This is a genomic window from Amycolatopsis sp. NPDC004625, from assembly GCF_040609695.1.
Taxonomy (GTDB): domain Bacteria; phylum Actinomycetota; class Actinomycetes; order Mycobacteriales; family Pseudonocardiaceae; genus Amycolatopsis.
Window position 1 is genome coordinate 1 of record NZ_JBEXKX010000044.1, and the last position, 24,444, is coordinate 24,444.

Here is a 24,444-nt window from a genome sequence, read left to right on the forward strand (position 1 = left end):
CCGTTCTCACCTCTTTCACAATCAGTACTGCCCTGGCCGCGTCTTCGGCGGGTTTGTCTCTTTACAAAGAATTTATACTTTTCTCACACACCCCCACGACCCGTCAGCGGGCCGGGAGGCGGGGGAAGATCGAGGCGGCCGCGCCGCGGGCGAGGGCGCACGTGCCGTCGCCCGCGGTGCCCGCCGTCTCGACGACGCTGATTTCGGCCAGCTCGCGCCGCCCCGGCAGGCCCGGCGCCGGCTGGGTCGTGTCGACCAGGCAGAACGCCCCCGACAGCCGGACGCGGGCGTCGCGGCCGCCGAGCTTCTCCGCCGGGCCCGCCGGTTCCGTCGTCTCCACCGTCAGCTTGAAGCTCACCTTCCCGCGGATGCAGCTGTGCCCGGACAGGCCGGTCGTCGGCTGGCTCTTCGGGCCCGCGGCGGCGTCGAGGTCGTGGTTGTCGAGCGGGACGCACGGCGCCACCCGGCCCCACGAGCCGTCCGGGAACGTCAGCCTGCCGACCTTGTGCGCGGTGATCGCGGCCAGCGCCGAGCCGACGGCGGCGTCCGCCACGTCGCAGCGCCCGTCCCGGTCGGTGCCGGTGTCGGTGACCGACAGGTCGAGCCGGGTGCCGTCGGCGAAGGTGACGGCGCGGGTGCAGGCGCTGCGGTCGTTGAACATCGACTGCTGGATCGCCACGCCGTCGGGCACCGGGCCGGGGTAGTCGTAGGGCTTGATGTTCGGGTCGGAGTCGAAGGCCAGCGGCCCGACGAGGATCGTCCGCGCGCCGGCCTGGGCGTGGCAGCTTTCGAACGTCGGGACGGCGGACGTCACCCCGGGCACCTTCAGCAGGCTGCAGTAGTCGACGCTGCCGAAGTCGCCGAGCGCGTCGGCGGCGGTCAGCGGCGTGGGCCCGGAATTCTGCTCGGGCGCGGCCTGGGTGGCGGCGCAGCCACCGGCGAGCAGGGCGCAGAGCATCGCGACGGCCAAGCTTTTCGGACGCGGGTACACGGGGTGCAAGTATCACCACATCGCGCGGAAAAACCAGCCCTGACGGGGACATCTCTCAATATTCTCCGGATCGCTCCGGACGAACCCGCAGTTCAGGCGGATTTCGGAGTGCGCGGCCGGGTTTCGCCGGTCGCCTGAACGATTTTCGCCTTTGCCGTCCCCTAAGGGAGCGATCCTTCCCGCGAGCGATGCGGAAGCGGGTACTCCGGTGGTGAAGTGGGGGTATCGGAAATTCGAGGAAAGGGAAAGACGATGAGCGCACCGGTCACCCGCAGGCTGTCCCGTCCGCGTCACGGCCGCATGATCGGCGGCGTCTGCGCGGGGTTGGCTCAGCGGTACGGGATGAAGCCCGGGACCGTTCGGCTGCTGGCCGTGCTGTCGTGTTTGCTGCCTGGGCCGCAGTTCGTGGCCTACCTGATCCTGTGGGCGGTCATCCCGGCCGAGTGATGCGGCCTCGTCCGAGTGCGCCGGTGATCCGAGGTGATCACCGGCGCTCGTGCGTCAGGGACGCCAGCAGGACATTGCTTCGTCGATCTCGTCCACGCCCAACGGCGGCCTGGGCAGGGTTGACGGCTTGCCCGGTTGTGCCCTCAGGCCGTCCAGGAGCATGGCCAGGCAACGGCGCCACAGGTCCGGCTCCACCGCCGAGGTGAACTCGATCACCGAGCCGATCATCATGTGCAGCAGCGGGGTGTCCGTCGGGGCGAAGTCGGCTCGCAGGCCGCCCGCCTCCTGGGCCCGCTCGACCAGCTGTGTGATCAACGGCACCAAGCGGGCTTTCGACTCCGCCACGTGGTCGTGGCCGAACTTGTTCGACAGCATGATCTCGCGCAGGCCGCGGTCGCCCGAGTGGAGCTCGATCGACTTCCAGGTGAAGTCGACGAACGCCTGCCAGGCGTCTTCGGCCTTCAGCGCCTCTTCGGCGAGCGTGCCGATTTCCTCCATCCGCTCGGCGAACATCGCCTCCACCAGGTGTTCCTTGCTGGGGAAGCGGCGGTAGACCGTGCCGACGCCGAGGCCGGCGTGGTGGGCGATGTCGTCCAGCGTGGCGTCGAGCCCGCGCCGGCCGAACACCTCGCGGGCCGCCGCGAGGATGCGACGGCGGTTGAGTTCAGCGTCACGCCGCAGCGGCCGCGCCGGTGCGGCGGGACCAGCGTCCCGTGCCATGCCGCCATTCTAACCCGAGAAGTAGAGGCGTCATCTCCGGTTCTTGTGTACCGTGGTCGACGTAAGGGGAGATACCTACTCCACATAGTCTTCTGATCACGTTCTGTGAGGACACTCCATGCCCGAGTCCACGCTCGCCGTCGCGCCGTCGGGGGACACGCGCGCCGCCGAGAACCCGCACCACGCCAGACGCTGGCTGATCCTGGTGATGATCGGCATCGCGCAGCTGATGGTCGTGCTGGACGCGACCGTCGTGAACATCGCGCTGCCCTCCGCCCAGGTCGACCTGGGCTTCTCCAACGACGCCCGGCAGTGGGTCGTCACGGCGTACGCACTCGCCTTCGGCAGCCTGCTGCTGCTCGGCGGGCGGATCGCCGACCTCTTCGGCCGCAAGAACGCCCTCCTCGTCGGCCTGGCCGGCTTCGCCGTGGTGTCCGCGCTCGGCGGCTTCGCGACCAACATCGAGATGCTGCTGGTCGCCCGGGCGGCACAGGGTGTGTTCGGCGCGCTGCTGGCGCCCGCCACGCTTTCGCTGCTGACCACGACCTTCACCGACCCGAAGGAGCGCGGCCGCGCGTTCGGCGTGTTCGGTGCCATCGGTGGTGGCGGCGCGGCCGTCGGGCTGCTGCTCGGCGGGGTGCTCACCGAGTACCTCGACTGGCGCTGGTGCATGTTCGTGAACATCATCTTCGCGGTCATCGCGTTCGCCGGCAGCTCCGTCCTGCTGCGCAACCAGAAGGACGACGGCCCGCGGCCGAAGCTCGACCTGCCCGGCACGGTCACCGCGTCGGCCGGCCTGTTCGCGCTGGTCTACGGCTTCGCCAACGCCGAGTCGGACTCCTGGTCGTCGGTTTCGGTGTGGGGCTTCCTGACCGCCGGTGTGGTGCTGCTCGGCGCGTTCGTGTGGCTGCAGCAGCGCGTCGAACACCCGCTGCTGCCGCTGCGCGTGCTGCTCGACCGGGACCGCGGCGGCTCGTACCTGGCGATGTTCCTGCTCGCCATCGGCATGTTCGCCATCTTCCTGTTCCTGACCTTCTACGTGCAGCAGAACCTGCGGTTCACGCCGATCCAGAGCGGTGTCGGGTTCCTGCCGATGGTGGCGACGCTGATGCTGGCTGCCACGGTGGCGACGAGCGTGCTGCTGCCGCGGATCGGCCCGAGGCCGCTGGTGCCGACCGGCATGGCCATCGCCGCCGCCGGCCTGTTCTGGCTGAGCGGGATCGGCCTCGACAGCACCTACGCCTCCGGCGTCCTCGGCCCGCTGCTGGTGATGGGCTTCGGCATCGGCCTGGCGATGGCGCCGGCGATGAGCGTCGCGACGTTCGGCGTCGAGGCGCACGACGCGGGTGTCGCGTCCGCGGCGGTCAACACGATGCAGCAGGTCGGTGGCTCGATCGGCACGGCGTTGCTGTCGACGCTGGCCGGCAACGCGGCGACGGCCTACCTCGCGGGCAAGGTCCCGACGCCGCAGCTGGCGGCCGAGGCCGCGATCGAGAGCTACACGACGGCGTTCACCTGGGCCGCGATCATCTTCGTGGCGGGTGCGGTGCTCAGCGGCCTGCTGCTGCGCCCGGGCGTCCCGAAGGGTGAAGCGGCGCCGGGCGCCGTGCACATGTAGGTCCTCCCGGCGTGACCGGGCCGCGAGGCCCGGTCACGTCACCAGGCCGTGGCGGTAGGCGTAGACGACGGCCTGCACGCGGTCGCGCAGCTGCAGCTTGGTCAGGATGCGGGAAACGAACGTCTTCACGGTCTCCTGGCTGATCACCAGCCGCGCCGCGATTTCGCTGTTGGACAGGCCGTCCGCGATGAGCCGGAGAACCTCCAGCTCACGCGGGGTCAGCGGGACGTCGGGCGCGGCGCCCGGGGCGGGCCGGATCCGGGCGGCGTGCCGGCCCACCAGCTGGCGCGTCACGTCCGGGTCCAGCAGCGCGGCGCCGGTGGCCACGGTCCGGATCCCGTGCAGCAGCCGGTCCGGCGGCGCGTCCTTGAGCAGGAACCCGCTCGCCCCGGCGCGCAGGGCCTCGTAGACGTACTCGTCCAGGTTGAACGTCGTCAGCACCAGCACCTTGACCGGGTGCGGCACCCCGGCCCCGGCCAGCAGGCGGGTGGCCCCGATGCCGTCGAGCACCGGCATCCGCACGTCCATCACCACGACGTCCGGGTGCCGCCGCGCGGCGAGGTCGACCGCGGCGCGGCCGTCGCCGCACTCGCCGACGACCTCGAGGTCGGGCTGGGCGCCGATGATGGTCACCAGCCCGGTGCGGATCAGCATCTGGTCGTCGCAGACGAGGACCCGGATCGGCGCGGTCACGAGCGGCTCCCGGTCGGGATCCGGGCCCGCACGACGAAACCGGCGCCGCCGTCCGCGTCCGCGCTGAAGTCCCCGCCCAGCAGGCCGACCCGTTCGCGCAGACCCGCGAGGCCGCGTCCGCTCCCGCCGGGCGACCGGCTCCGCGAGCCGGATCCGGCCGTGCTGATCTCCACTTCGATCTCCCGTTCCCCGTGGCGCACCCGGACCGCGGTGCGGCTGCCGTGGGCGTGCTTGAGCGCGTTCGTCAAAGCTTCCTGCACGACCCGGTAGGCCACCAGGTCGGCGCTGCCCGCCGACTCCGCCGGGGTGCCCTCCTCGGTGAACTCCACCGGCTGCCCGGCCTGGCGCGCGTGGTCGACGAGCGGCCGCAGCCCGCCCGGCGGCGGCGCGGCCTGCGGGCCGTGGTCGGGGTTGAGCAGGTCCAGCAGGTACCGCAGGTCGGTGATGGCCCGGCGGCCGGTGCCGGTGATCGCAGTCAGCGTCTCCGCCAGGCGTTCCGGCGCGGCCGTGAGGTACCGGGCGGCCTCGGCCTGCACCACCATCGCCGTCACGTGGTGGGTGACGACGTCGTGGAGCTCGCGGGCGATGCGGGTGCGTTCCGCGGCGAGCGTGTCCTCGGCCACGCGGCGGCGGCGCTCGGCCTCCGCCGCGCGGGTGGAACGCAGCCACGCGCCGACGCCCCAGGCGAAGACCAGCAGCAGGTAGAACGTGACGAACTCGACCGCCGGCTCCGAACCGGCCCGGAAGAGGACGACCGACAGGACCACGTAGGACGCGGAGAACAGCAGGGCGGTGGTGCGCCGGCGCCGTCCGGCGTAGGCGCCCGCGCTCATCAGGGCGATGGCCAGAGCCGTGCTCGCGGGCGAGTGGTAGCCGCGGACCTGGTCGACGGCGAAGCCGAGCGACACCAGGGCGAGGCACAGCGCCGGCCACCGCCGCCGCCCGGCGAGCGGGAGGGTTTCGAGCAGGAGCACCCCGATGGCCGGGCCGTCGAACGGCCGGGACGGCACGCCACCCAGCTCCGTCCCGTGGTTCTGCAGGGCCGGCAGGAACGAGGCCGCCAGGAACAGCAACCCGAGCGGGAGATCCCGGACCACGGGGTCGAGCCGGCGCCAGCGCGCCAGGAGCCGCCGGTGATCGATCACCGGGCGAGTGTAGTGACGCCGTCGACCCGCTCGGCCCGCGTGCGGCGGGGCACCAGGCGGCCGCGCCGGTGGGCCAGCCACAGGAACACCGTCGTCCCCAGGGAGCAGAACAGCACCGAGTACAGGCTGCCTTCCGGGCCGAAGCTGCCGCCGGTGATGACCGCCGGGCCCGACGTCACGGCGTCCAGCAGACCCTGCGGGGTGCCGTTGCCCGAGACCTCGGTGCCGAAGAGCCCGGCCGCGGCGAAGTTCCAGCCGAAGTGCAGCCCGATCGGCAGCCACAGCCGGCGCGTCGCGACGTACGCGGCGGTCAGCATGCCGCCGGCCTCGATCGCGATGGCGATCGCACCCCACAGGCTGGCGTGCGGGTTGAACAGGTGCACCAGGCCGAACAGCACGCCGGTGAGCACCAGCGCGATCACCGTGCCCGTGCGCTCTTCGACGATCCGGAACAGGACGCCGCGGAACAGCAGTTCTTCCGACACCGCGGCGGCGGCCATGAACCCGAGCAGGCCCACCGCACCCGCCGCGGTGCCCCAGCCGCGGACGTCGTAGTCCCCGAGCAGGGCGATGTTCGCGATGACGATCCCGAACAGGACGACCCCGGCCAGCACCCCGCGGCCGACCGCGCGCCCGGCACCCGGCCCGCTCAGCTCGGTGACCGGCCGCTGTTCGGTCCGCCGCACCACCCAGCGGTAGGTGATCACCGTGAGCACGGCGGTGACGGCCCCCGAGACGAGTGTCAGCCACGGATTGCCCTGCACCGCCGAGACGACTTGACTGCCCGCGAACGCGACCGCCGCGACGGCGAGCAACTGCCAGACCAGCCTCATGAAGAGCTCCTTCGTCGATTCCGCGGCCGATGTCCCGCGGCTGTTCCGAACGCTAGGGATCCGGCGGCCGCGAATCGTCCCCGCGCGGAGGGCACCTGCGCGTAGCTCGCACGGGGGACAGTTGAACCTTTCCGGCCCTTCGCGCCCTAGAGAGACTGAAGACGGGCGAAGGAGGACCGCGTGCGGGCGTCGAGAGATGTCGATTTCAGCGAGTACTTCGCCGCGCGCGTCCAGCGTTTCCGGCGGGTGGCCTTCGCCCTCTGCGGCGACTGGCACGGCGCCGAGGACCTCGTGCAGGCGATGTTCGTCCAGCTGTACCGCCGCTGGCGGCGCGTGCGGCCGGACACGGCCGACGCCTACGCGCGCCGGATCCTGCTGAACCTGTTCCTGGCCGGACGGCGGAAGTCGGGGCGGGAGTACGTGACGTCGCTGGTTCCCGACGCGGAGTCGCCGCCGGGCCGGGACACGCCGTTGCGCCTCGACGTGGAGCGCGCGCTGTCCGGCCTGACGCCCCGGCAGCGCGCGATGGTGGTGTTGCGGTTCCTCGAAGACCTCCCGGTGGCCGAGGTGGCCGCGCTGCTCGGCGTCGCCGAAGGCACGGTCAAGTCCCAGACGGCCCGCGGGGTCGAGGCCCTGCGCGCGGCCCTGCCGGCGCCGACCGCCGAGGAGTGGTGATGGAAGAGATCCGGTCCTTGCTGACGGTGTACGTGACGGACGACGAGCCGCCGATCGGCCTGTCCGGGGAGGCGGTCCTTTCGGCGGCCCGCCTGGCGCGCCGGCGGCACCTGCTGACGGGCGCGGTGGCCGTGGCGGTGGTGGTGCTGGCCCTGGGCCTGGCGGTGGTGGTGCTCCCGCAGCGGGGCGGGGCCGCGAACGAGCCCTGCCCGACGGCTTCGGAGACGCGCGCGGCCCTGGTCGACCGGCTGAGCTGCGTGGTGGGCCGCGCGGTGCGCTCGCTGCTGCCGCCGGACGCGCTGGTCACGCGGTTGACGATCCCGGGGGAGACCCCACCGGCGGACCCGTTCCGCCTGGTCGCCGACCCGGCCGGGGACGCGCCCCGGGACGCGTTGTTCCACATGGGTGTCCGGGTGACCGACGCCCGGGGTTCGGGGTCGGTGTACGTCCTGATGGTGCCCAGCCCCCACTCCGGTGGCCCGCCGTGCGACGAACCGGACGAGATCCTCTGCCGCACGGAGCCGACTTCGCAGGGCCTGCTGTGGCTGTCGACCCTCCGCTCCGGCGACCTCCTGACCCACCGCGTGGCCCTGGCCACGCCGGACGCGGTGGTGCAGTTCTGGTCGACCGACAGCGGCGTGCTCGAGCGGGCCGGGGTTTCGCTGCCGGTGCAGCGTCCGGAACCGACGTTGACGCTGGAGCAGGTGCGGCAGCTGGCGTTGACGCCGGGGTTGGGCTTCTAGTGCCTGTCCTCAAAGCCAGATGAGCACCGTGGCGAGGTCGATCATGCCTCGGTAGGAGATAGCGGTCTTGGTTTCGGCGTTCGGGAATGGTCGCCGGAATGTGCCGCCGACGCAGGTAGGTGCGGATGGCGCGGCTGGAATAGCCCTTGTCCGCCAATACCCGGCTCGGCCGGGTCGGTGAGCGCCCGGGACTAGCCGATGGCATGATCACCTGGCTCGCTGTGCCCGCCGCCCGAGGGTGCTTCCCCCTGTGTGGGACGCGGTCATCCGGCGGGCGCCAGCAGCGTGCTGATGCGCGCGGACGATGCTGGAATCGACCGACACTTCCCGGTCGAGTTCGTCGATCGCCTCGGCGATCACCCGGACTTTCGTCACCAGCGCGGACGGGGTGCCGGTGCGCGACCAGTGCCAGAACCGGTTGTAGACCGTCGTCCACGGCCCATACCGCTCCGGCAGGTCCCGCCACGCCACACCCGTCTTGGCCTTGAACAACATCCCGTTGATCATCCGCCCTAGTGCCGGCGCGAACGCAGGGTCTCGATGACGTCGTCGTCCCACCGGTGCGTCCGGATCAGGCGGTAGCGTTCCGCCGCCACCCACATGTACGCCTCGGCGTCCGTCCGGTCGCCGATCAGGCCTGCCTGGCGCAGCATCGCCACCACCGGGCCGAACTCCTCCTCGAACCAGCGCTGGGCCACGCTCGCCCGGTCGCAGAACCTGCCTTCGTCCTGCATCAGCCGGAACCCCCACGCCTCCACGTGCTCGCCCAGCCTCGCGTAGTCCCACGGGTCCGACACGATCACCGACGCGCGGGCGTGGCCCGTCAGCGGCACCCGCTCGAGGAACAGCCGCCGGTAGTCCTTGACGATCAGGTCGCCGCGGTGGCGGATGCCGCTCGGGTCCAGTTTGGTGCGGACCACCGTCACCGCTGCCTCTATTGTGGACAGTCCCTGGGCGAAGGCGACCGAAACCCGGTGGTGGCCGTCGATGATGAAGTGCAGCTCGCCGACGCGGTAGACCTCGATCGGGGGGATCTCCTCGCCGCGGCGGGCGGCCAGGGCCAGGCGCTCCCAGCGCTCGCGCACGCGGGCCGACGTCGGGCGGAAGCGGCGGTCGAAGTCGCGGCTGCGGTCGACGGTGCCCACGATCGAGTCCAGCTTGATCACCCGCAGCCCGATCCGGTGCTCGCCGAGGTAGCCGAGCGCCTCCACCACCTCGTGGAACGGCAGCATGATGTTGACGTCGTCGGGCTCGCGGCGCAGCCACGTCGAAAGCCGCGAAAGCACCTGGCCCCGGCGCGCGCGGAGGAAGTCGTTCTCCGCGTCGGCGCGCGGAAACCCGGTCTCTTTCATGAGAACTCCATGATCCGGTGGCCCACCACGTTGCGGATCCGCGTCGGGCCGACGACCCGGTCCGGCACCGGCTCGCCGTGCGGGTGGATGTGCCCGTGCAGCAGCCACTTCGGGCGCAGCACCTCGATCGTCCGGTGCAGGCACGCGAACCCGCGGTGCGGCGGGTCCGGCCGGTCGCCCAGGTCCAGCGGCGGCGAATGCGTCAGCAGGACGTCGACGTCCCGGCCGTCGCGGTGCCGCCGCCACCGGGCGCGCCGCACCAGGCCGCGGGCCCGGCGGGCCTGCTGGCGCTGCGTCCACTGGTTCGGCCCGTCGTTGTAGCGGATCGAACCGCCGAGCCCGGCGAACCGCAGGCCGGCGACGTCGACGACCCGGCCGTCGGCGTTGATGCCGCCCGCCGGGCCCGGCCAGACGGTCGGGAAACCGTCCTTCATGGACAGCCCGCCGTAGCGCGTGTAGCCGCTCAGGTCCGGGTCGTGGTTGCCCGGCACGAACACGCACGGTGCGTCGAGCGCACTGGCCAGGAACGCGAGGTAGTCGTAGGGGAGGTCGCCGGCGCCGATGACGAGGTCGACGGAGACGGCGCGGACCGCGTCGGTCCACAACCGCTCGTCGACCTCGTCGGAGACGACCAGCGCTTTCGGCATGCGCCCAGGATAAGGCGCCGCGCCGTTATTTCATCCCGTGCGCGAAACCCGGGTCGGCGACGATGACGAAAGTGATGACGAAGATCCACACGAGGCTGAGCGTGAGCGCCCAGAACTTGAGGTTGGACAGCATCCGGGACATGACGAACACTCCGAGGGGGAAGAGGGAGGACTAGAGCCAGCCGTTCTTCCGGAATATTCGGTACAGCAACAGGCAGATCGCCAGGATCACGGTGATCACCAGCGGGTACCCGAACTTCCAGTGCAGCTCGGGCAGGTAGTCGAAGTTCATCCCGTAGATGCCCGCGATCATCGTCGGCACGGTGATGATCGCCGCCCACGACGTGATCTTGCGCATGTCGGTGTTCTGCTGCAGGGAAATCTTCGCGACCGTCGCGTCCACCAGCGTGGACAGCAGTTCGTCGAACGCCGCCACCCGCTCGGACACCGTCGTGAGGTGGTCGGCGACGTCGCGGAAGTACGAGCGGACCTCGTCCGGCACCAGCCGCGTGTAGCCCTCGGCCAGGCGCTGGACCGGTGTCGCCAGCGGCATCACCGCACGGCGCAGCTCGAGGACCTCCCGCTTCATCAGGTAGATCTGCTCGGCGCTGATCTGCGACCGCGGCGCGAAGACCTGCGCCTCCATCACGTCGATGTCGTTCTCGATCCGGCCCGTGACGTCGAGGTAGTGGTCGACGACGTGGTCGGCGATCGCGTGCACGACCGCGGCCGGCCCGAGCTGCAGGCGCTCCGGGTCCTCGTCCAGCTCACGGCGCAGCCGCGCCAGGCCCGAGTGGTTCCCGTGGCGGACGGTGATCACGAAGTCCCGCCCGAGGAACACCATCAGCTCGCCGGTCTCGACGATCTCGTTCGCCGTCGTCGGGGACTCGTGCTCGACGTACCGCACGGTCTTGACCACCAGGAACAGCGTGTCGTCGTAGCGCTCCAGCTTCGGGCGCTGGTGCGCTTCGAGCGCGTCCTCGACCGCCAGCTCGTGCAGCCCGAACGTGTCCGCGACGCCCTGGATCTGCAGGGCGTCCGGTTCGTGCAGGCCGATCCAGACGAAACCCTCGTGCCGCTTCCGGACCTCCTTGATCGCCTCGGAGTGCGTCCAGCGGCCGGGCAGGCGCTCTCCGGCGACGTACACGGCGCAGTCGACGACGTACGCGGACAGCGGCACCGGGACCGGGCGGACCGGGACAGCGCCCTTGTTGCCGCGGCCGCGCAGGCCGCCGAGCGAAGGAATGGCAGGCATGGGATCTCCTGGTGTCGTGCGTGGTCGTGCGAGACGACGGACCAGGGGCGGAAAGGCGTCCGCCCGGCGACACACCAGCGTTCCCGGGACGAGAAGGCCTACCGAGAGATGAGCCGGCCGGCGGGTGTGGTGGGAACGCTGGGACTACTAGGGAGCGGACTATCGCCACTACTCATCGAGTTCCTCACCTCCTCCGGGCCGGGTGCAACGTGGCGGGGCTCGCGTTGACGCGCGAACACCGATGGTTGAGGGTACTCCTCACTACGGATGCGTGTCGTACCAGGCTCACGCGGTGTTACTGGACGGGAGATCACGAGTGCAGTTCGGCCGGTATTTCGAGGAGTTCGAGGTCGGTGCGGTCTACAAGCACTGGCCGGGCAAAACGGTCACCGAATACGACGACCACCTGTTCTGCCTGATCACCATGAACCACCACCCGCTGCACCTCGACGCGCACTACGCGGAGGAGACCACCGACTTCGGCAAGAACGTCGTGGTCGGCAACTACGTCTACTCGCTGCTGCTGGGCATGTCGGTGCCCGACGTTTCCGGCAAGGCCATCGCGAACCTCGAGGTGGAGTCGCTGAAGCACGTCAAGCCGACCTTCCACGGCGACACCATCTACGGCGAGACCGAGGTCCTCGACAAGACGCCGTCGAAGTCCAAGGACGACCGCGGCGTCGTGTACGTCGAGACGCGCGGTTACAAGCAGGACGGCCTGATCGTGTGCACCTTCCGGCGGAAGGTGATGGTGCCGAAGCGCTCGTACGGGGAGACTCGGGGCGGGGAGCAGCCGGGCCGGCCGGTGCCGCACGAATGAGGCTCTGATGGACCTGGACGGGATCAAGTCGGTACTCCGCACGTTCGCGGAAGTCGAGGCGCGCGGGGTCTCGCCGCTGTACGAACACCTGGCGCTGCAGGCGGCGTCGGACGACGACGTCGCCGGGCTGCTCGCCGCGGCCCGTGACGGCGAGGTGCGGGCGACGCTGCTGATGGCGGCCGCGCACCGGCTGGTGCAGGCCGACCCGATCCACCCGCTGTCGCGGTATTACCCGTCGCTGGGCGGGTTCGACGGCGTGGATTCCGAAACCTGGCCGCTGTTCCGCTCGTTCCTGCTCGAGCGGGCGTCGAAGGCGCGTGAGCTGATCGCCTCGCGCTACACGCAGACGAACGAGGTCCGGCGGGCGGCGTTGCTGTACCCGGGTGTCGCGCGGGCGGCTCGTGAGGCGGGCGGGAAGGTGTCGCTGCTGGAGGTCGGCTGCAGCGCCGGGCTGCTGCTCGGCCTGGACCGGTTCGGCTACCGCTACCAGTGCGACGGCGGCGACCAGCTGGCGGCGGGCCCGGCCAAGGCGGCGGTGGGCCTGCACTGCGCGCTGGACCTGGCCCCGGGCGCGGTGGTGCCGAAGCTGCCGAAGAAGCTGGCGGTGCTCGACCGGGCGGGCCTCGACCGGGCGCCGGTGGACCTGTCGGACGAGGACGAGCTGGCGTGGCTGGAGGCGTGCGTCTGGGCAGACCAGCCGGACCGGATCCGGCTGCTCCGCACGGCGGCGGCCGAGCAGGCCAGGCACCGCCCGCGCCTGATCACCGGCGACGGGGTGGACGACCTGGCGTCGGCGGCCGCGTCGCTGGAGGGGCCGCTGGTGGTGATCACCAGCCACGCGCTCGCGTACTTCCCGGCGGAGAAGCGGTCCGCGTTCGTCTCCGAGCTGGCGGCGTTGGCGGCTTCGCGGCCGGTCTGGTGGGTCTCGGAGGAGTTCTACGGCGCCGGGCTGGAGACGGTGCTGCCGGGCCGCGACGACCTGTCGGGCGCGGCCGGGCTCGCCACGTTGGGTGTGGTGCGGTGGGAGGACGGCAAGCCGGAGGCGCACGCGTTGGCGCGAACGGCGCCGCACGGGCAGCGGATGACCTGGTTGCCGCTGTAGTCAGGCCCGCGGCAGGGCGTTCCAGTCGCGGAGGGTGACGTAAAGCAGGTCCACGAGGTCCCCGGCCGCGTCCAGGGCCGCAAGGTCTGCCGCATCGGACCAACGCGCGTCCGATGCGTCGTCACCAGCCGTGAGGATGCCGCCCTCGACCTCGCAGGCGTAGTCGAAGATCTCGTAGGGCCCGCGCCGCACCGAACCCACCAATGTGCCCGGAATCACGTCCAGGCCGGTCTCCTCCGCCAGCTCTCTGATCACGGCTGTTTCGTCCGATTCGCCCGGTTCGACTCGGCCACCCGGCAGCGACCACTGCCCCGAACCGGGGTTGTTCAGGCGCCGGATGAGCAGCAAACGGCCGTATGCGTCGAACACGATCCCGCCGACACAGCGGATCGTGGTGCTGGTGAGGCCCTCCATGTCCCGAAGGGTAGACGTAGCACCCTTGAAAACGGCCGTCCTGTACACGGAGAGTAGCCGTACGGTACACTTCGGACCGCGTGCTGACCCAAGCGCGGGACTTTCCTCCCCTGCGCCTGTTCAGTGCGGTACAACGTAAAAAGTCAGGATCTCTGCTGTTGTCCGGTGTCACCGTAAGAGACGGGATTTGATCGCGGTGAACGTGAAGAAGATTGCGGGCCTCGCTGGTATCGCGTTGGTGCTGTTCTTCGTCATCGCCCAGCCTGGGCAGGCCGCCGGCCTCGTCGGCAACATCATCGACTTCCTCCGCAGCTCGGCCGAATCGGTGATCACCTTCGTCAGCAACGTGTTCAAGGGCTGATCGCGGGGTTACCCTCGAACCATGTTCGCGCCACGCGACCCCGACGAGTACCTCCTCGACACCGAGCGGCGGGTCATCCGGATCCGCCGCCACTGGGCGGTGCTCCTGTGGGACACCTTCGAGGCGGCCGCGCTGCTGGCCGTCTGCGTGCTGGTGTCCTACCTGCTGCCGCCGGCGTTGTACATCGGCCAGAACATCCTCTGGTACGTCGCGCTGCTCGTCGTCCTGCGGTTCGCCTACGTGGTGATGGAGTGGTGGGTCGAGCGCCTGGTGGTCACCGACAAGCGGTTCGTCATGACCACGGGGGTGTTCACCACCAAGGTGCTGATGATGCCGATCAGCAAGGTCACCGACCTCAGCTACGTCCGCACGGCCACCGGCCGCATGATGGGCTACGGCACGATGGTGGTCGAGTCGGCCGGTCAGATCCAGGCGCTGAACAAGATCGACTTCCTGCCGCGGCCGGAGGAGTTCTACGACACGATCTCGGAGCTCGTCTTCGGCGACAAGCAGAAGCAGGCCGAACGCTTCTCCATGATCAAGGCCCAGCGAGCCGCCCGGGGCAAGAAGCCAGTCGGCTGAAGTCCCCGCTTCGCGTGTGACGCAGCGCATCGTCGACAATGGACCCGATGCGCATCGACCTGCACGCCCACTCCACCGCTTCCGACGGCACCGACTCGCCGGCCGGGCTCGTCGCCGCGGCCGCGAACGCCGGGCTCGACGTCGTCGCGATCACCGACCACGACACCACCGCGGGCTGGGCGCCCGCCTCCGAAGCGGTGTCTCCCGGCCTCACGCTGGTCCCCGGCGCCGAGCTCTCCACGGTGTCGATCGACCCCGCGACGGGCCGGCAGATCAGCGTCCACCTGCTCGCCTACCTCTTCGACCCGACGTCGGAGCCGGTCGTCACCGAGCAGACCCGGCTGCGGCTCGAGCGCCGCACGCGGCTGCGCCGGATGGCTGAGCGGATGGCCGCCGACGGGCTGCCCATCGACATCGACGAGATCTTCGGCCTGCTGCCCCAGGACTCGCCGCCGGGGCGGCCGCACCTGGCGCAGGCGCTGGTCCGGGCCGGGCTGGTGAACTCCGTCGACGAGGCCTTCGCCGACTACCTCAGCCCCCGCCGCGGCTACTACGTCGCCCGGCGGGACACCCCGGTCGAGGAAGCCATCGACATGATCGCCGCGGCCGGCGGCGTCACGGTCGTCGCGCACCCGTTCGCCTTCAGCCGCGGCGCCACCATCAGCGAGGACACCCTCGCCGGTCTGGCCGCGCACGGGCTCACCGGCGTCGAGGCCGACCACCCGAACCACGACGGGCCGACGCGGGCCCGCGTCCGCGAGCTGGCCGCCGAGCTCGGGCTCGTCTTCACCGGATCGAGCGACTACCACGGCACGAACAAGACGATCGCGCTCGGCGAGTGCACCACCGACCCCGGGCAGTTCGAGGAACTCGTTTCGCGGGCGACGGGGTTCCAGGTCGTGAAGGGCTGACATGGCCATCGCCGACTTCTTCGACGCGAAGCTCTTCATGAGCGCGACGATCACCCTGATCGTCATCATGGACCCGCCCGGCACCGTGCCCGTGTTCCTCAGCCTCGTCGGCCGCAAGCCGGTGGCGACCCGGGCGCGCGCCGCCCGGCAGGCCGTCCTGGTGTCGCTGCTGGTCATCAGCCTGTTCGCGATCGCGGGCCAGGCGATCCTGGCCTACCTCGGCATCGGCATCCCCGCCCTGCAGGGCGCGGGCGGGCTGCTGCTCCTGCTGATCGCGCTGCAGCTGCTCACGAGCAACGGCCACGAGCCGGAGGCGGCGGCCGACGACGTCAACGTGGCGCTCGTGCCGCTCGGCACGCCGCTGCTGGCCGGGCCCGGCGCGATCGCCGCGACCATCGTGTTCGTGCGGCAGGCGGACGGGCACATCGGCGCGTACATCGCGCTGGCGCTGGCCATCGTCATGACGCACTTCGTGATCTACCTCTGCATGCGCTACTCCGGCCTCGTCATCCGGCTGATCAAGGAAAGCGGCATCACGCTGCTGGCCAAGGTGGCCGGCCTGCTGCTCGCGGCCATCGCCGTGGAGCTGGTCGCGAACTCCGTCCGCGGGTTCATCTCCGGCGCCGGCTGAGTCCGCTGCCCGGGTTGTCCTGCCGGACAGGATGCGCCCGGTTCGTTGACATCGTTGGCACTCCTCCCGCAGCCTGAACCTCAGCTCAGCGTTTGAAACGATTCAACGCCCTGCGGAGGCCTCGATGAAGTGGCTCAGAGCAATCCTGCCGGTCACGGTGCTTGTGGCGAGCGGCGTGGTCGCCGCGCCCGCCGACGCGGCGCCGGGCTGGCAGAAGTACGTCGTCGCCCCTTCGAGCCGGGACGTCCGGCCGGTGAAGGTGCTGTCCACCACCGGGGACGTCACGAACCCGAACGGCCTGCTCGGGCGGGGTGTGACGACGTTCAAGCGGCAGGCGCCGCCGCCGAAGCCGGTGTGGCCGGCGGGGACCACGGCGGCCGCGTCGTCGTTCCACGCGCCGAACAACGGCGGCAACGGGCAGCCCCGGACGTACGACCCCGGCAACGCCGTCGACGGCAACCCCGAGACGTTCTGGAACGACGACACGATCGGCGCCTACCCCGACGTCCTGACCGTCACCGCGGGCGCGCCGGTCGCGCTGCCCGGTGTCACCGTGCTGTCCAATGTGGACGGCGTGCCGCAGGACTTCACGGTCGAGGTGCTGGACGGCGGCCGGTGGCGGGTGGCGGCCACGGTCGGCGGCAACACGGCCGTGCAGCGCGCGGTCCCCTTCGACCGGCCGGTGACGACCGCGCAGGTGCGGATCACCGTGACGAAGGACCAGAGCACCCCGTCCGGCGAGTTCAGCCGCGTCGCCGAGGTGTGGCCCGGCGTGGTCGCCGACCCGCCGGTGCCCACCGCCGTCGTCGACTTCGGCCAGGTCGTCGCCGGGTACCCGAAGGTCGCCTTCGCGGGCGCGTCGGCGAACCGGCCGGGCGTCCGGCTGGCGTTCTCGGAAACCCGGCAGTACCTGGGCGAACGGTCCGACTTCACCCGCTCGGACTTCTCCGGCGGGCCGGGAACGGACCAGTACGCCGTGCCCTCGACGCCGTCGGTGTGGCGGGACACGAAGGGCTGCGCGTCGGGGACGCAGGTGTGCGCGGACGGCCTGCACGGCTTCCGCTACCTGCGGATCAGCCTCGACGCACTGGCGTCGGACGCGCCGTTGGCCCAGCCGTCCGGCGAGGTGCGCATCAGCGGTGTCTCGCTCGACTTCACGCCGTTCCTGGGCACGCCGTCGACCTACCGCGGCTGGTTCGAGTCGTCCGACGAAGAGCTGAACCGCTACTGGTACGCGGCGTCCTACACGAACGAGCTGGGCATGGACACCTTCCGGGAGTCCGATGTGGACCCGCGCGGCGCGTTTTCGCCGTCGCTGGACGGGAAGCTGGTGCTGCACGACGGCGCGAAGCGGGACCGTGACCCGTACGTCGGCGACGTCGCGGTGTCCGGTCTGACGGAGTACCTGACGCACCAGGACGGCGCGGCGGCTCGGAACGTTCTCGCCGACCTGGCCGACCACCAGCGCGCGGACGGCTGGATCCCGCCCGCGTCGATCAACGGCTACACGCTGCCGTTGTTCGACTATCCGCTCTGGTGGGTGACGTCGAGCTGGGACTACGTGCTCTACACGGGCGACAACGCGTACGCGTCTTCGTACTACTCGCACCTCGTGAAGACGCTGGACGGCTGGTACCCGTCGGTCACCGATTCGCGCGGGTTGCTCGCGAAGGGGCTCAACGGCACCGGCGGCTACGGCGACTACGCGTTCCTGCCGCGTACGGGCGAAGTGACGTACTACAACGCGTTGTACGTCAGGGCCCTTCAGGGCGCTGCCGGTCTCGCCCGCGCGACGGGACACCCGGCTGACGCGGAGCGGTGGCTTTCGCGCGCTTCGGCCGTTTCGACGGCGGTGAACGCGTATCTGTGGGATCCGGCGGCGGGTGCGTACCTCGACTCGGCGACGGGCGCGGTGCGGCACGGGCAGGACGGCAACAGTCACGCCATCGTGGCTGGGATCGCTTCGCCGGCGCAGGCGACTTCGGCATTGGCGCGGCTCGCGGCGGGCGCGTTGCCGTACGGGAACCCGTTCATGGACAACGACACGCTGGTGGGTGACGGCACGAAGCGCGTGTACGCGTTCACGTCGTTCCCGGAGCTGCAGGCACGGTTCCGGACCGGGCAGGCGGCGTCGGCGATCGACCAGATCAAGCGGATGTACGGCTGGATGGCCACGCACGACCCGGGCCTCACGGCGTGGGAGGGCATCGGCGAGGGCGGTTCACACTACGAGCAGGGGTACACGTCGGCCGCGCACGGCTGGTCGACGGGTGTCGTGCCGGCGTTGACGAACGAGCTGCTGGGTGTCTCGCCGACGTCGCCGGGCTTCGCGACCTGGACGGTTTCGCCGCACCCGGGTTCGGTCTCGTGGGCGCGCGGAGCGGTGCCGACGCCGAAGGGCGCGTTGTCGGCTTCGTGGTCTCAGCAGGGCTCGGTGTTCTCCCTGACGGTTTCGGCGCCGCGGGGGACTTCGGGTTCGCTCGTGGTGCCTTCGGGTCGGCTGGTGTTGCTGGATGGGCGCCCTCTCCGGGGCGGCTCGTTGGTGGTTTCCGGCGGGACGCACACGGTTTTGGTCGTGCGATAGGCGGGCTTTCCGCGCGGGGCGAGCTCGCCCCGCGCGGAAAGTGTCGGTGGTGGTGCGTAGCGTGGGCGGGGTGAAGGAGCAGATGGGGTTCGACTTCGGCGTCGCGCAACCTGTGCGGCTCACGAAGGTCTCGCCGGCGCGGCTGGCGACCTTCGACGATTGCCCGCGCCGGTACCGCCTCGCGTACCTCGAACGGCCGACCCCGCAGCGCACGGGGCCGTGGGCGCACAGCACCTTGGGCGCGGTGGTGCACAACGCGTTGCGGGCGCTGTTCGACCTGCCGGTGCTGAAGCGCGTGCCGCAGCGGGCGGTGGCGCTGGTGGCGGAGTTCTGGAAGGACGCGGGCTTCGAGACCGAGGAGCAGGCGGCGCGGTACCGGGCGCGGGCGAAGGGGTGGGTGGCGGAGTACGTCGAGGACAACGACGTCTCGCACGACCCGGTCGGGCTGGAGCGCTGGGTGTCGGCGCCGGTCTCGGCCACGCCGGGGGAGCGGCCGTCGATGATCATCGAGGGGCGGGCGGACCGGATCGACGCGCGGGACGGTTCGCTGGTGATCGTGGACTACAAGACGGGCCGCCGCCCACCGGACGAGTACGAGGCCCGGGCGTCGCAAGCGCTCGCGTTGTACGCGGTGGCGGCGGCCCGGACGCTGCGGATGCCGTGCACGACGGTGGAGCTCCACCACCTCCCGACGGGCACGATAGCGGCGGCGGAGCACACCCCGGAGAGCCTGCAGCGCCAGCTCCAGCGCGCGGAGGAGACGGCCGGAGACCTCAGGCTGGCCACGGATACCCTGGAGGCGGGCGGCGACGGGGACGTGTTGTTCCCACCCCGCCCGGACCGCCGCTGCGCCTGGTGCGACTTCAGGCCGAGCTGTCCGGCGGGCCAGGAAGCGGCCACGCAGGCGCAGCCATGGGACCTGCTCGCGCCCTGAACGGGAGGGAACGTGGCTTCACCGGACACCGACGAACTGGCAACGATCCCGCTCCCGACCGCCGGAGAGCCGGCACGAGCGTCCACCGAGCGGCCACGAGCGGCCGCTGAGCCGCCTGACGGGCCCGAGGTCGCGACCGCGCCGCAGGAGCGGGTCGAACCCGAGCGGATCGAGCCGGACGGCGCCGCTCCCGAGGCCGCGCCTGCCCGGCAGCGCGGCCGCTGGTGGCGCGGGTTCACCGGCTCGTTGGCGGCCGGCCTGGCCGTGCTCGCGGTCGGGGTCCTGGTGGTGGCGGGGATCTGCCTGTTCACCGGCGCACCCGGCCCCGGCGCGACCCTGCTGATCGGCCACCCGATCGCCGCGGTGCTGGCCCTGCTGGCCCAGCGAGTCGCCGATCGCCGCAACGGCCCCGCGGCCATCGGAGCAGGCGTGGCGGTGGTGCTCTTCACCGTCTCGGCACTGACCCTCTTCTGGCTCGCCTGACACATCACGCGTGATCAGGTGGGCATCACGTGTGATCTAGTGGGGTTACTTCAAAGCTGCCAGGGTGGGCCCGCGCTGTTCCAGCAGGACCGGGCCCGCTGCGGACAGGCGGACGACGCCGTTGTAGCCCCGGCGGTCCACGCCGACCGTGCGGATCGTCGAACCGTCGTTCTCGTTCAGCACCGCCAGGCCGCCCTTGATCGGGACCACCAGCTGCTGCGCGAACGTCACCCCCGGCCCGGTCGCGCTGCTCAACGTCCACCGCGGCGCGAGGTCGTCGCGGGACAGGGCCACCACCTTCGACCCGCTGAACCAGTACATGTTCGCCGCCGTCTGGGTGGTTGCCTCGGCTCCCGACGGGGGGTCCGCCGCCAGGTCCGTCGCCGGGACGTCCAGCGGGTACGCCGCGCGCTGGGTGCCGTCGCCGTTGTAGACCACCAGGAGCTTCTGGTCCGGCAACACCACCGCCGTCAGGTCGCCCGACATCGCGATCACCCGGGCTCGCTTGCCCGCCAGCACCGAACTGAAGCTGACCTGCGGCTCGTCGTCCTTCTCCGGGGCCGCCTTGTACACCGTCAGGCGGTCCGCCGGGTCGCCCGGGCAGCGCTCGATCACGCCGACCTTGCCCGACGCCGTCGCCACCGTGCCGTACGTGCAGCCCGTGCGGGGCTGCTTGCCCGCGTTGACCAGGGCCGGGACCTGGCCGTACTCCGCGCTCTGCACCAGGTCGTCGCGCCAGGTCGTCAGGAGCTGCTTGCCCGTTGCCGTCACGTGGGAACCGTCGTCGAGCAGCTGGGTGTCCCGCTCCGCGTTGCCGTTGCGCTGGGCCGTGATGCGGCCCGTCGCCGGGTCCAGCTGCGTGACCTCGCTGCAGTTGCGGGTCTTGTGGTAGACGGCGTTCAGCCGCCCCCACACCGAGTCCAGCGTGCAGAGCGGCAGGTCACGCGTGTAGTGCCAGCGGATCTGGCCGGTCAGCGGGTCGCGGACGGCGACCTCGCCGCCGTCCGCGGTGGCGACCGAGTCGCCCGCCACCACCGGGATCGGCGTTGCGCCGCTGGGGGCGCTCCAGATCTCCGCCATCGACCCGGGCACCGTGGCCGGCGCCGCGGGCAACGGCGGGGGCGGGCCCGCCTCGGTCCGGTCGGTGGCCGCGCTGTCGCTCGTCGCGCCGATGACCAGCGCGACCGCCAGCACGAGCACCGCGATCAGCGCGGCGAGAGCCCGGTCCCGCCCACGGTTCCACGGCGACCGGCGCGCCTTGACCCGCGGGGCGGGCGGAGTGGGCGGGACGTCGTCGAGGACGTCCTCGGAGCCGTACTCGGGGGCCGGTGCTGCCGCGGGCGTGACCTCTTCAGGCGCGCTTTCGGGCGCCTTCTCGTCTTCGCTCACTTTCCCGACCCCCGTGCGTAGGCCTCAGTCTGCCGACGCAGGTGTATCAGACGTCGCGGCCGGACGGCGACGGCGGCGCCGTCGAGCGGGACGCTCGGCGTTCTCGCCGGCCTCCTTTTCGACGGCCGGCCCGGTCGCCTCCGGGGCGTTTCCGCTGCGGGTGCGGCGACGGGCCCGGGTGCGGCCTTCCGAAGGAGCATCCTCCGGGGAAGCAGCAGCGGCGTTGTCCGCGGCCTCGATCGCCTCGGCCGCCCGCGAGCCACCGCGGGTCCGCTTGCGCGGGGCCCGGGTGCGCTTGCGCGGCGCGTCTTCCGAGGCGGGCTCGCCGGGCTTGCCGCGGCCGCGGCCGCGCTTCTTGCCGCCCAGGTCCTCTTCCTCCTCGGCGGCCAGGCCGGCGCGGGTGCGGTTGGCCAGCGGCAGCCGGCCGGTCTTGCCCGCGGGGATGCCCAGGTCCTCGAACAGGTGCGGCGACGACGAGTACGTCTCCACCGGCTCCGGCTTGTCGAGGCCGAGGGTGTCCGAGATCAGCTTCCAGCGCGGCTCTTCGTCCCAGTCGACCAGGGTGACGGCGACGCCGGTCCGGCCCGCGCGGCCGGTGCGGCCGATCCGGTGGACGTAGGTCTTCTCGTCGTCCGGGCACTGGTAGTTGATGACGTGGGTGACGTCGTCGATGTCGATGCCGCGGGCGGCCACGTCGGTGGCGACCAGCACGTCGACCTTGCCCGAGCGGAACGCGCGCAGCGCCTGCTCGCGGGCGCCCTGGCCCAGGTCACCGTGCACGGCGGCGGCCGCGAAACCGCGCTCGACCAGGTCGTCGGCCACCTTCTGCGCGGTGCGCTTGGTGCGGCTGAAGATCATCGTGAGGCCGCGGCCCTCGGCCTGCAGCACCCGGGCGATGACCTCGGGCTTGTCCATCGAGTGCGCCCGGTAGACGAACTGGGTGGTGCGCTCGTGGATCGCGCTCGCGTCGTTCTCTTCGGCGCGGATGTGCGTCGGCTGGCGCAGGAACGTGCGGGCCAGCGTGATGATCGGGCCGGGCATGGTGGCCGAGAACAGCATCGTCTGCCGCTCGTCCGGCACCATCCGCAGGATGCGCTCGATGTCGGGCAGGAAGCCCAGGTCGAGCATCTCGTCGGCCTCGTCGAGCACCAGGCCGCGGACCTTGCCCAGCACCAGGTGCTGCTGCTCGGCCAGGTCGAGCAGCCGGCCCGGGGTGCCGATCACGACGTCGACGCCCTTGCGGAGCGCCTCGATCTGCGGCTCGTAAGGGCGGCCGCCGTAGATGGCCAGCGTGCGGATGCCCAGGTGCTTGCCGGCGCCCTTGAGGTCGTTGGCGACCTGGATGCACAGCTCGCGGGTCGGCACCACGACGAGCACCTGCGGGGTGCCGTCGCCGGGGACCTGCACGCGGTGCAGCAGCGGGACGCCGAAGCCGAGGGTCTTGCCCATGCCGGTGCGGGCCTGGCCGATGAGGTCGTCACCGGCCATGGCCAGGGGCAGGGTGAGCGCCTGGATGGCGAACGTCCGCTCGATGCCGGCTTCGCCGAGCGCCTTGACGATCTCCGGCTTGACGCCGAAGGACGCGAAGGTCGGGGCCTCGGGCTCGACCTCGACGCCCGCCTGCAGCGGGTGCGAGGTGTCGAGCGCGGCCGGGCCGGTCTCGCTGTGCTCCAGCGCGACGGCGGGGGTCTGTTCGGTTGTGGGAATTTCTGCGGTCAGGGTGATCGCCTCTCTCGTGACCAGCGCGCACCGCCGTTGGTCCGCTCGACACTCGACCGGGAGTAAACCCTGGTCCCTGGCGCTTTCTGGAGCGCGGAACCGGTCCGTCCCGGGAATGCCGGAAGAGGCGTGCACGCACATTGCAGTACGTCGGCAGGCCACGTGACCTGCCTGTTTCCCGACGCCGGTATGGCGTACGGAAGCTTGATATCGGACGCCAGTGTACCTGGTCAGCCGTTTTTCGACAGTACCCGGCGCGCCGGAACCAGTGGGATCGGTCTCGTCGCGGCACGCCCGGGCCCTTCGGCGATACCCTGCCCCCGTGACCGAGCCGAAAGAGATCAGCGAAGGCGTAGTCGACCTTCTCGGTGTGATCGCCTATGGCGAACTGTCCGCGTTCGACCGGCTGGCCGAAGACGCGCGCAACGCCCCCACCCTGGCCGGGCGGGCCGCGCTGGCGGCGATGGCGGCCGCCGAGATCGGTCACTACGGCCAGCTCGCCAAGCACGTGGCGGCGAACGGCATCAAGATCGAGGACGCGATGGCGCCGTTCGTGCACCACATCGACGCCTGGCACGCTTCGACGCCCCCGAAGTCGTACCTGGAGTCGCTGGTCAAGGCCTACGTCGGCGACGGACTGGCCGCGGACCTCTACCGCGAGATCGCCAGCTGGCTCGACCCGGAGACCAAGGACCTGGTGCTGACCGTGCTGGCCGACACCGGCCACTCGGCCTTCGCCGAACGCGAGGTCGCGGCCGGGATCGAGGCCGACCCCAAGACCCGCGACAAGCTCGCCCTGTGGGGCCGCCGGCTGCTCGGCGAGGCCCTGACCCAGGCCCAGTACGTCGTCGCCGAGCGCGACGGGCTGGCCGAGCTCATCATCAGCGGCTCGGGCGACCTCTCCGGAATTGCCGCGCTGTTCCGGCGGTTGCAACAGGGGCACACGAAGCGCATGCAGGCGCTCGGCCTGGGCTGAACCCGATGGAGTACCCGGAAGTGACGACGCGGTCGGGCGCGGACATGCGCCACCGGAACGAGCCGGTTCGGTTAGCCTTGGCCGGCACATCCCTTACGAATTTCCAGCGGAGGTCCCACGTGGAGGTCAAGATCGGCATCAAGGACACGCCGCGCGAGCTGGTGGTGTCCAGTGGCCAGTCTCCCGAAGAGGTGGAGAAGCTGGTCGCCGAGGCCCTGACGGCCGGTGACGGGCTCTTCCGCATCAACGACGAGAAGGGGCGCAAGTACCTCGTCCCCTCCGACCGCATCGCGTACGTCGAGATCGCTCCCTCGGACGTCCGCAAGGTCGGCTTCGGCGTCGGCGACTGACCAGGTCGTCACCGTCGTGGGGGGGGGTTGGGGGGTGTTTGGGGCGGGGCGAACACCAAAACACCGGGG

27 protein-coding genes are annotated in these 24,444 nt (G+C 71.2%); 15 read left to right on the top strand and 12 right to left on the bottom strand.

The features are described from left to right. Positions 1 to 103: 103 nt before the first annotated feature. A complete protein-coding gene (locus ABZW17_RS36155; protein ID WP_354824269.1) occupies positions 104 to 958 on the bottom strand; it encodes a hypothetical protein in 855 nt (284 codons plus the stop codon). Positions 959 to 1,243: 285 nt separating this feature from the next. Between ABZW17_RS36155 and ABZW17_RS36160 the strand changes: the two genes are divergently transcribed. Then, a complete protein-coding gene (locus ABZW17_RS36160) occupies positions 1,244 to 1,438 on the top strand; it encodes a PspC domain-containing protein (protein ID WP_003095420.1) in 195 nt (64 codons plus the stop codon). 54 nt (positions 1,439 to 1,492) lie between these two features. Here ABZW17_RS36160 and ABZW17_RS36165 read toward each other — a convergent pair whose 3' ends face one another. After that, complete coding sequence (locus tag ABZW17_RS36165) at positions 1,493 to 2,158, bottom strand: TetR/AcrR family transcriptional regulator (protein ID WP_354824124.1); 666 nt, start codon at positions 2,156 to 2,158, stop codon at positions 1,493 to 1,495. 118 nt (positions 2,159 to 2,276) lie between these two features. Between ABZW17_RS36165 and ABZW17_RS36170 the strand changes: the two genes are divergently transcribed. Then, positions 2,277 to 3,776, top strand: a complete 1,500-nt coding sequence (locus ABZW17_RS36170; protein WP_354824126.1) for an MFS transporter — start codon at positions 2,277 to 2,279, stop codon at positions 3,774 to 3,776. 33 nt (positions 3,777 to 3,809) lie between these two features. Here the strand turns inward: ABZW17_RS36170 and ABZW17_RS36175 are convergent, their stop codons facing one another. The 3 genes from ABZW17_RS36175 to ABZW17_RS36185 are packed head-to-tail and all read right to left on the bottom strand — an operon-like array spanning position 3,810 to position 6,447. Then, a complete protein-coding gene (locus tag ABZW17_RS36175) occupies positions 3,810 to 4,469 on the bottom strand; it encodes a response regulator transcription factor (protein WP_354824128.1) in 660 nt (219 codons plus the stop codon). Further along, positions 4,466 to 5,614 (bottom strand): histidine kinase, encoded by a 1,149-nt coding sequence (locus ABZW17_RS36180; RefSeq protein WP_354824130.1) that lies wholly within the window; start codon positions 5,612 to 5,614, stop codon positions 4,466 to 4,468. The genes ABZW17_RS36175 and ABZW17_RS36180 overlap by 4 nt, the downstream gene beginning before the upstream one ends. Further along, on the bottom strand, positions 5,611 to 6,447 hold the full coding sequence (locus ABZW17_RS36185) for a CPBP family intramembrane glutamic endopeptidase (protein ID WP_354824132.1): 837 nt from the start codon (positions 6,445 to 6,447) through the stop codon (positions 5,611 to 5,613). Before ABZW17_RS36185 ends, ABZW17_RS36180 begins: the two co-directional genes overlap by 4 nt. A 180-nt stretch (positions 6,448 to 6,627) precedes the next feature. On the opposite strand from ABZW17_RS36185, the gene ABZW17_RS36190 reads away from it, so the two are divergent. After that, on the top strand, positions 6,628 to 7,122 hold the full coding sequence (locus tag ABZW17_RS36190; RefSeq protein WP_354824134.1) for a SigE family RNA polymerase sigma factor: 495 nt from the start codon (positions 6,628 to 6,630) through the stop codon (positions 7,120 to 7,122). Then, entirely contained in the window at positions 7,122 to 7,865 is a 744-nt protein-coding gene (locus ABZW17_RS36195) for a hypothetical protein (protein WP_354824136.1), read from the top strand. Before ABZW17_RS36190 ends, ABZW17_RS36195 begins: the two co-directional genes overlap by 1 nt. Positions 7,866 to 8,072: 207 nt before the next feature. On the opposite strand, the gene ABZW17_RS36200 is transcribed toward ABZW17_RS36195, so the two are convergent. From ABZW17_RS36200 to corA, 4 genes are all read right to left on the bottom strand, one after another. Beyond that, positions 8,073 to 8,372 (bottom strand): transposase, encoded by a 300-nt coding sequence (locus tag ABZW17_RS36200; RefSeq protein WP_354824138.1) that lies wholly within the window; start codon positions 8,370 to 8,372, stop codon positions 8,073 to 8,075. A gap of 5 nt (positions 8,373 to 8,377) precedes the next feature. Beyond that, on the bottom strand, positions 8,378 to 9,217 hold the full coding sequence (locus ABZW17_RS36205) for a chromosome partitioning protein ParB (protein WP_354824140.1): 840 nt from the start codon (positions 9,215 to 9,217) through the stop codon (positions 8,378 to 8,380). Beyond that, positions 9,214 to 9,864 carry a metallophosphoesterase gene (locus ABZW17_RS36210; RefSeq protein WP_354824142.1) on the bottom strand — a complete coding sequence of 217 codons (651 nt, stop codon included), beginning with the start codon at positions 9,862 to 9,864 and terminating at the stop codon, positions 9,214 to 9,216. Before ABZW17_RS36210 ends, ABZW17_RS36205 begins: the two co-directional genes overlap by 4 nt. Before the next feature lie 172 nt (positions 9,865 to 10,036). Then, positions 10,037 to 11,119, bottom strand: a complete 1,083-nt coding sequence (gene corA / locus ABZW17_RS36215) for a magnesium/cobalt transporter CorA (protein ID WP_354824144.1) — start codon at positions 11,117 to 11,119, stop codon at positions 10,037 to 10,039. Positions 11,120 to 11,360: 241 nt separating this feature from the next. Here corA and ABZW17_RS36220 point away from each other — a divergent pair, with 241 nt between their 5' ends. Both ABZW17_RS36220 and ABZW17_RS36225 read left to right on the top strand, forming a co-directional pair. Continuing rightward, entirely contained in the window at positions 11,361 to 11,939 is a 579-nt protein-coding gene (locus ABZW17_RS36220; protein WP_354824146.1) for a MaoC family dehydratase, read from the top strand. A gap of 7 nt (positions 11,940 to 11,946) precedes the next feature. Further along, positions 11,947 to 13,041, top strand: coding sequence for a DUF2332 domain-containing protein (locus ABZW17_RS36225; RefSeq protein ID WP_354824148.1), 1,095 nt, complete (start codon positions 11,947 to 11,949; stop codon positions 13,039 to 13,041). On the opposite strand, the gene ABZW17_RS36230 is transcribed toward ABZW17_RS36225, so the two are convergent. Continuing rightward, positions 13,042 to 13,455, bottom strand: coding sequence for an NUDIX domain-containing protein (locus tag ABZW17_RS36230; protein ID WP_354824150.1), 414 nt, complete (start codon positions 13,453 to 13,455; stop codon positions 13,042 to 13,044). Positions 13,456 to 13,651: 196 nt separating this feature from the next. Between ABZW17_RS36230 and ABZW17_RS36235 the strand changes: the two genes are divergently transcribed. From ABZW17_RS36235 to ABZW17_RS36265, 7 genes are all read left to right on the top strand, one after another. Further along, positions 13,652 to 13,816 carry a hypothetical protein gene (locus ABZW17_RS36235; RefSeq protein WP_162146229.1) on the top strand — a complete coding sequence of 55 codons (165 nt, stop codon included), beginning with the start codon at positions 13,652 to 13,654 and terminating at the stop codon, positions 13,814 to 13,816. Positions 13,817 to 13,837: 21 nt separating this feature from the next. Next, complete coding sequence (locus tag ABZW17_RS36240; protein WP_003095467.1) at positions 13,838 to 14,398, top strand: PH domain-containing protein; 561 nt, start codon at positions 13,838 to 13,840, stop codon at positions 14,396 to 14,398. A 38-nt stretch (positions 14,399 to 14,436) separates the two neighbouring features. After that, positions 14,437 to 15,309, top strand: coding sequence for a PHP domain-containing protein (locus tag ABZW17_RS36245; protein WP_354824152.1), 873 nt, complete (start codon positions 14,437 to 14,439; stop codon positions 15,307 to 15,309). Position 15,310: 1 nt separating this feature from the next. Further along, positions 15,311 to 15,940, top strand: coding sequence for a MarC family protein (locus ABZW17_RS36250; RefSeq protein ID WP_354824154.1), 630 nt, complete (start codon positions 15,311 to 15,313; stop codon positions 15,938 to 15,940). Positions 15,941 to 16,064: 124 nt separating this feature from the next. Beyond that, the gene (locus ABZW17_RS36255; protein ID WP_354824156.1) at positions 16,065 to 18,524 is read left to right on the top strand and encodes an alpha-L-rhamnosidase C-terminal domain-containing protein; all 2,460 of its coding nucleotides are present in this window, start codon (positions 16,065 to 16,067) and stop codon (positions 18,522 to 18,524) included. A gap of 82 nt (positions 18,525 to 18,606) precedes the next feature. Beyond that, entirely contained in the window at positions 18,607 to 19,458 is an 852-nt protein-coding gene (locus ABZW17_RS36260; RefSeq protein ID WP_354824272.1) for a PD-(D/E)XK nuclease family protein, read from the top strand. Between the two features lie 12 nt (positions 19,459 to 19,470). Next, a complete protein-coding gene (locus ABZW17_RS36265) occupies positions 19,471 to 19,941 on the top strand; it encodes a hypothetical protein (protein ID WP_354824158.1) in 471 nt (156 codons plus the stop codon). Positions 19,942 to 19,986: 45 nt separating this feature from the next. Here ABZW17_RS36265 and ABZW17_RS36270 read toward each other — a convergent pair whose 3' ends face one another. Together ABZW17_RS36270 and ABZW17_RS36275 are read right to left on the bottom strand one after the other, a co-directional pair. Next, positions 19,987 to 21,330 (bottom strand): hypothetical protein, encoded by a 1,344-nt coding sequence (locus tag ABZW17_RS36270; protein WP_354824160.1) that lies wholly within the window; start codon positions 21,328 to 21,330, stop codon positions 19,987 to 19,989. Between the two features lie 24 nt (positions 21,331 to 21,354). Then, positions 21,355 to 23,190 carry a DEAD/DEAH box helicase gene (locus ABZW17_RS36275; RefSeq protein WP_354824162.1) on the bottom strand — a complete coding sequence of 612 codons (1,836 nt, stop codon included), beginning with the start codon at positions 23,188 to 23,190 and terminating at the stop codon, positions 21,355 to 21,357. Positions 23,191 to 23,371: 181 nt separating this feature from the next. Between ABZW17_RS36275 and ABZW17_RS36280 the strand changes: the two genes are divergently transcribed. Beyond that, the gene (locus ABZW17_RS36280) at positions 23,372 to 24,025 is read left to right on the top strand and encodes a ferritin-like fold-containing protein (RefSeq protein ID WP_354824164.1); all 654 of its coding nucleotides are present in this window, start codon (positions 23,372 to 23,374) and stop codon (positions 24,023 to 24,025) included. A 119-nt stretch (positions 24,026 to 24,144) separates the two neighbouring features. Further along, a complete protein-coding gene (locus tag ABZW17_RS36285; protein WP_086670813.1) occupies positions 24,145 to 24,375 on the top strand; it encodes a DUF3107 domain-containing protein in 231 nt (76 codons plus the stop codon). Positions 24,376 to 24,444 lie beyond the last annotated feature (69 nt).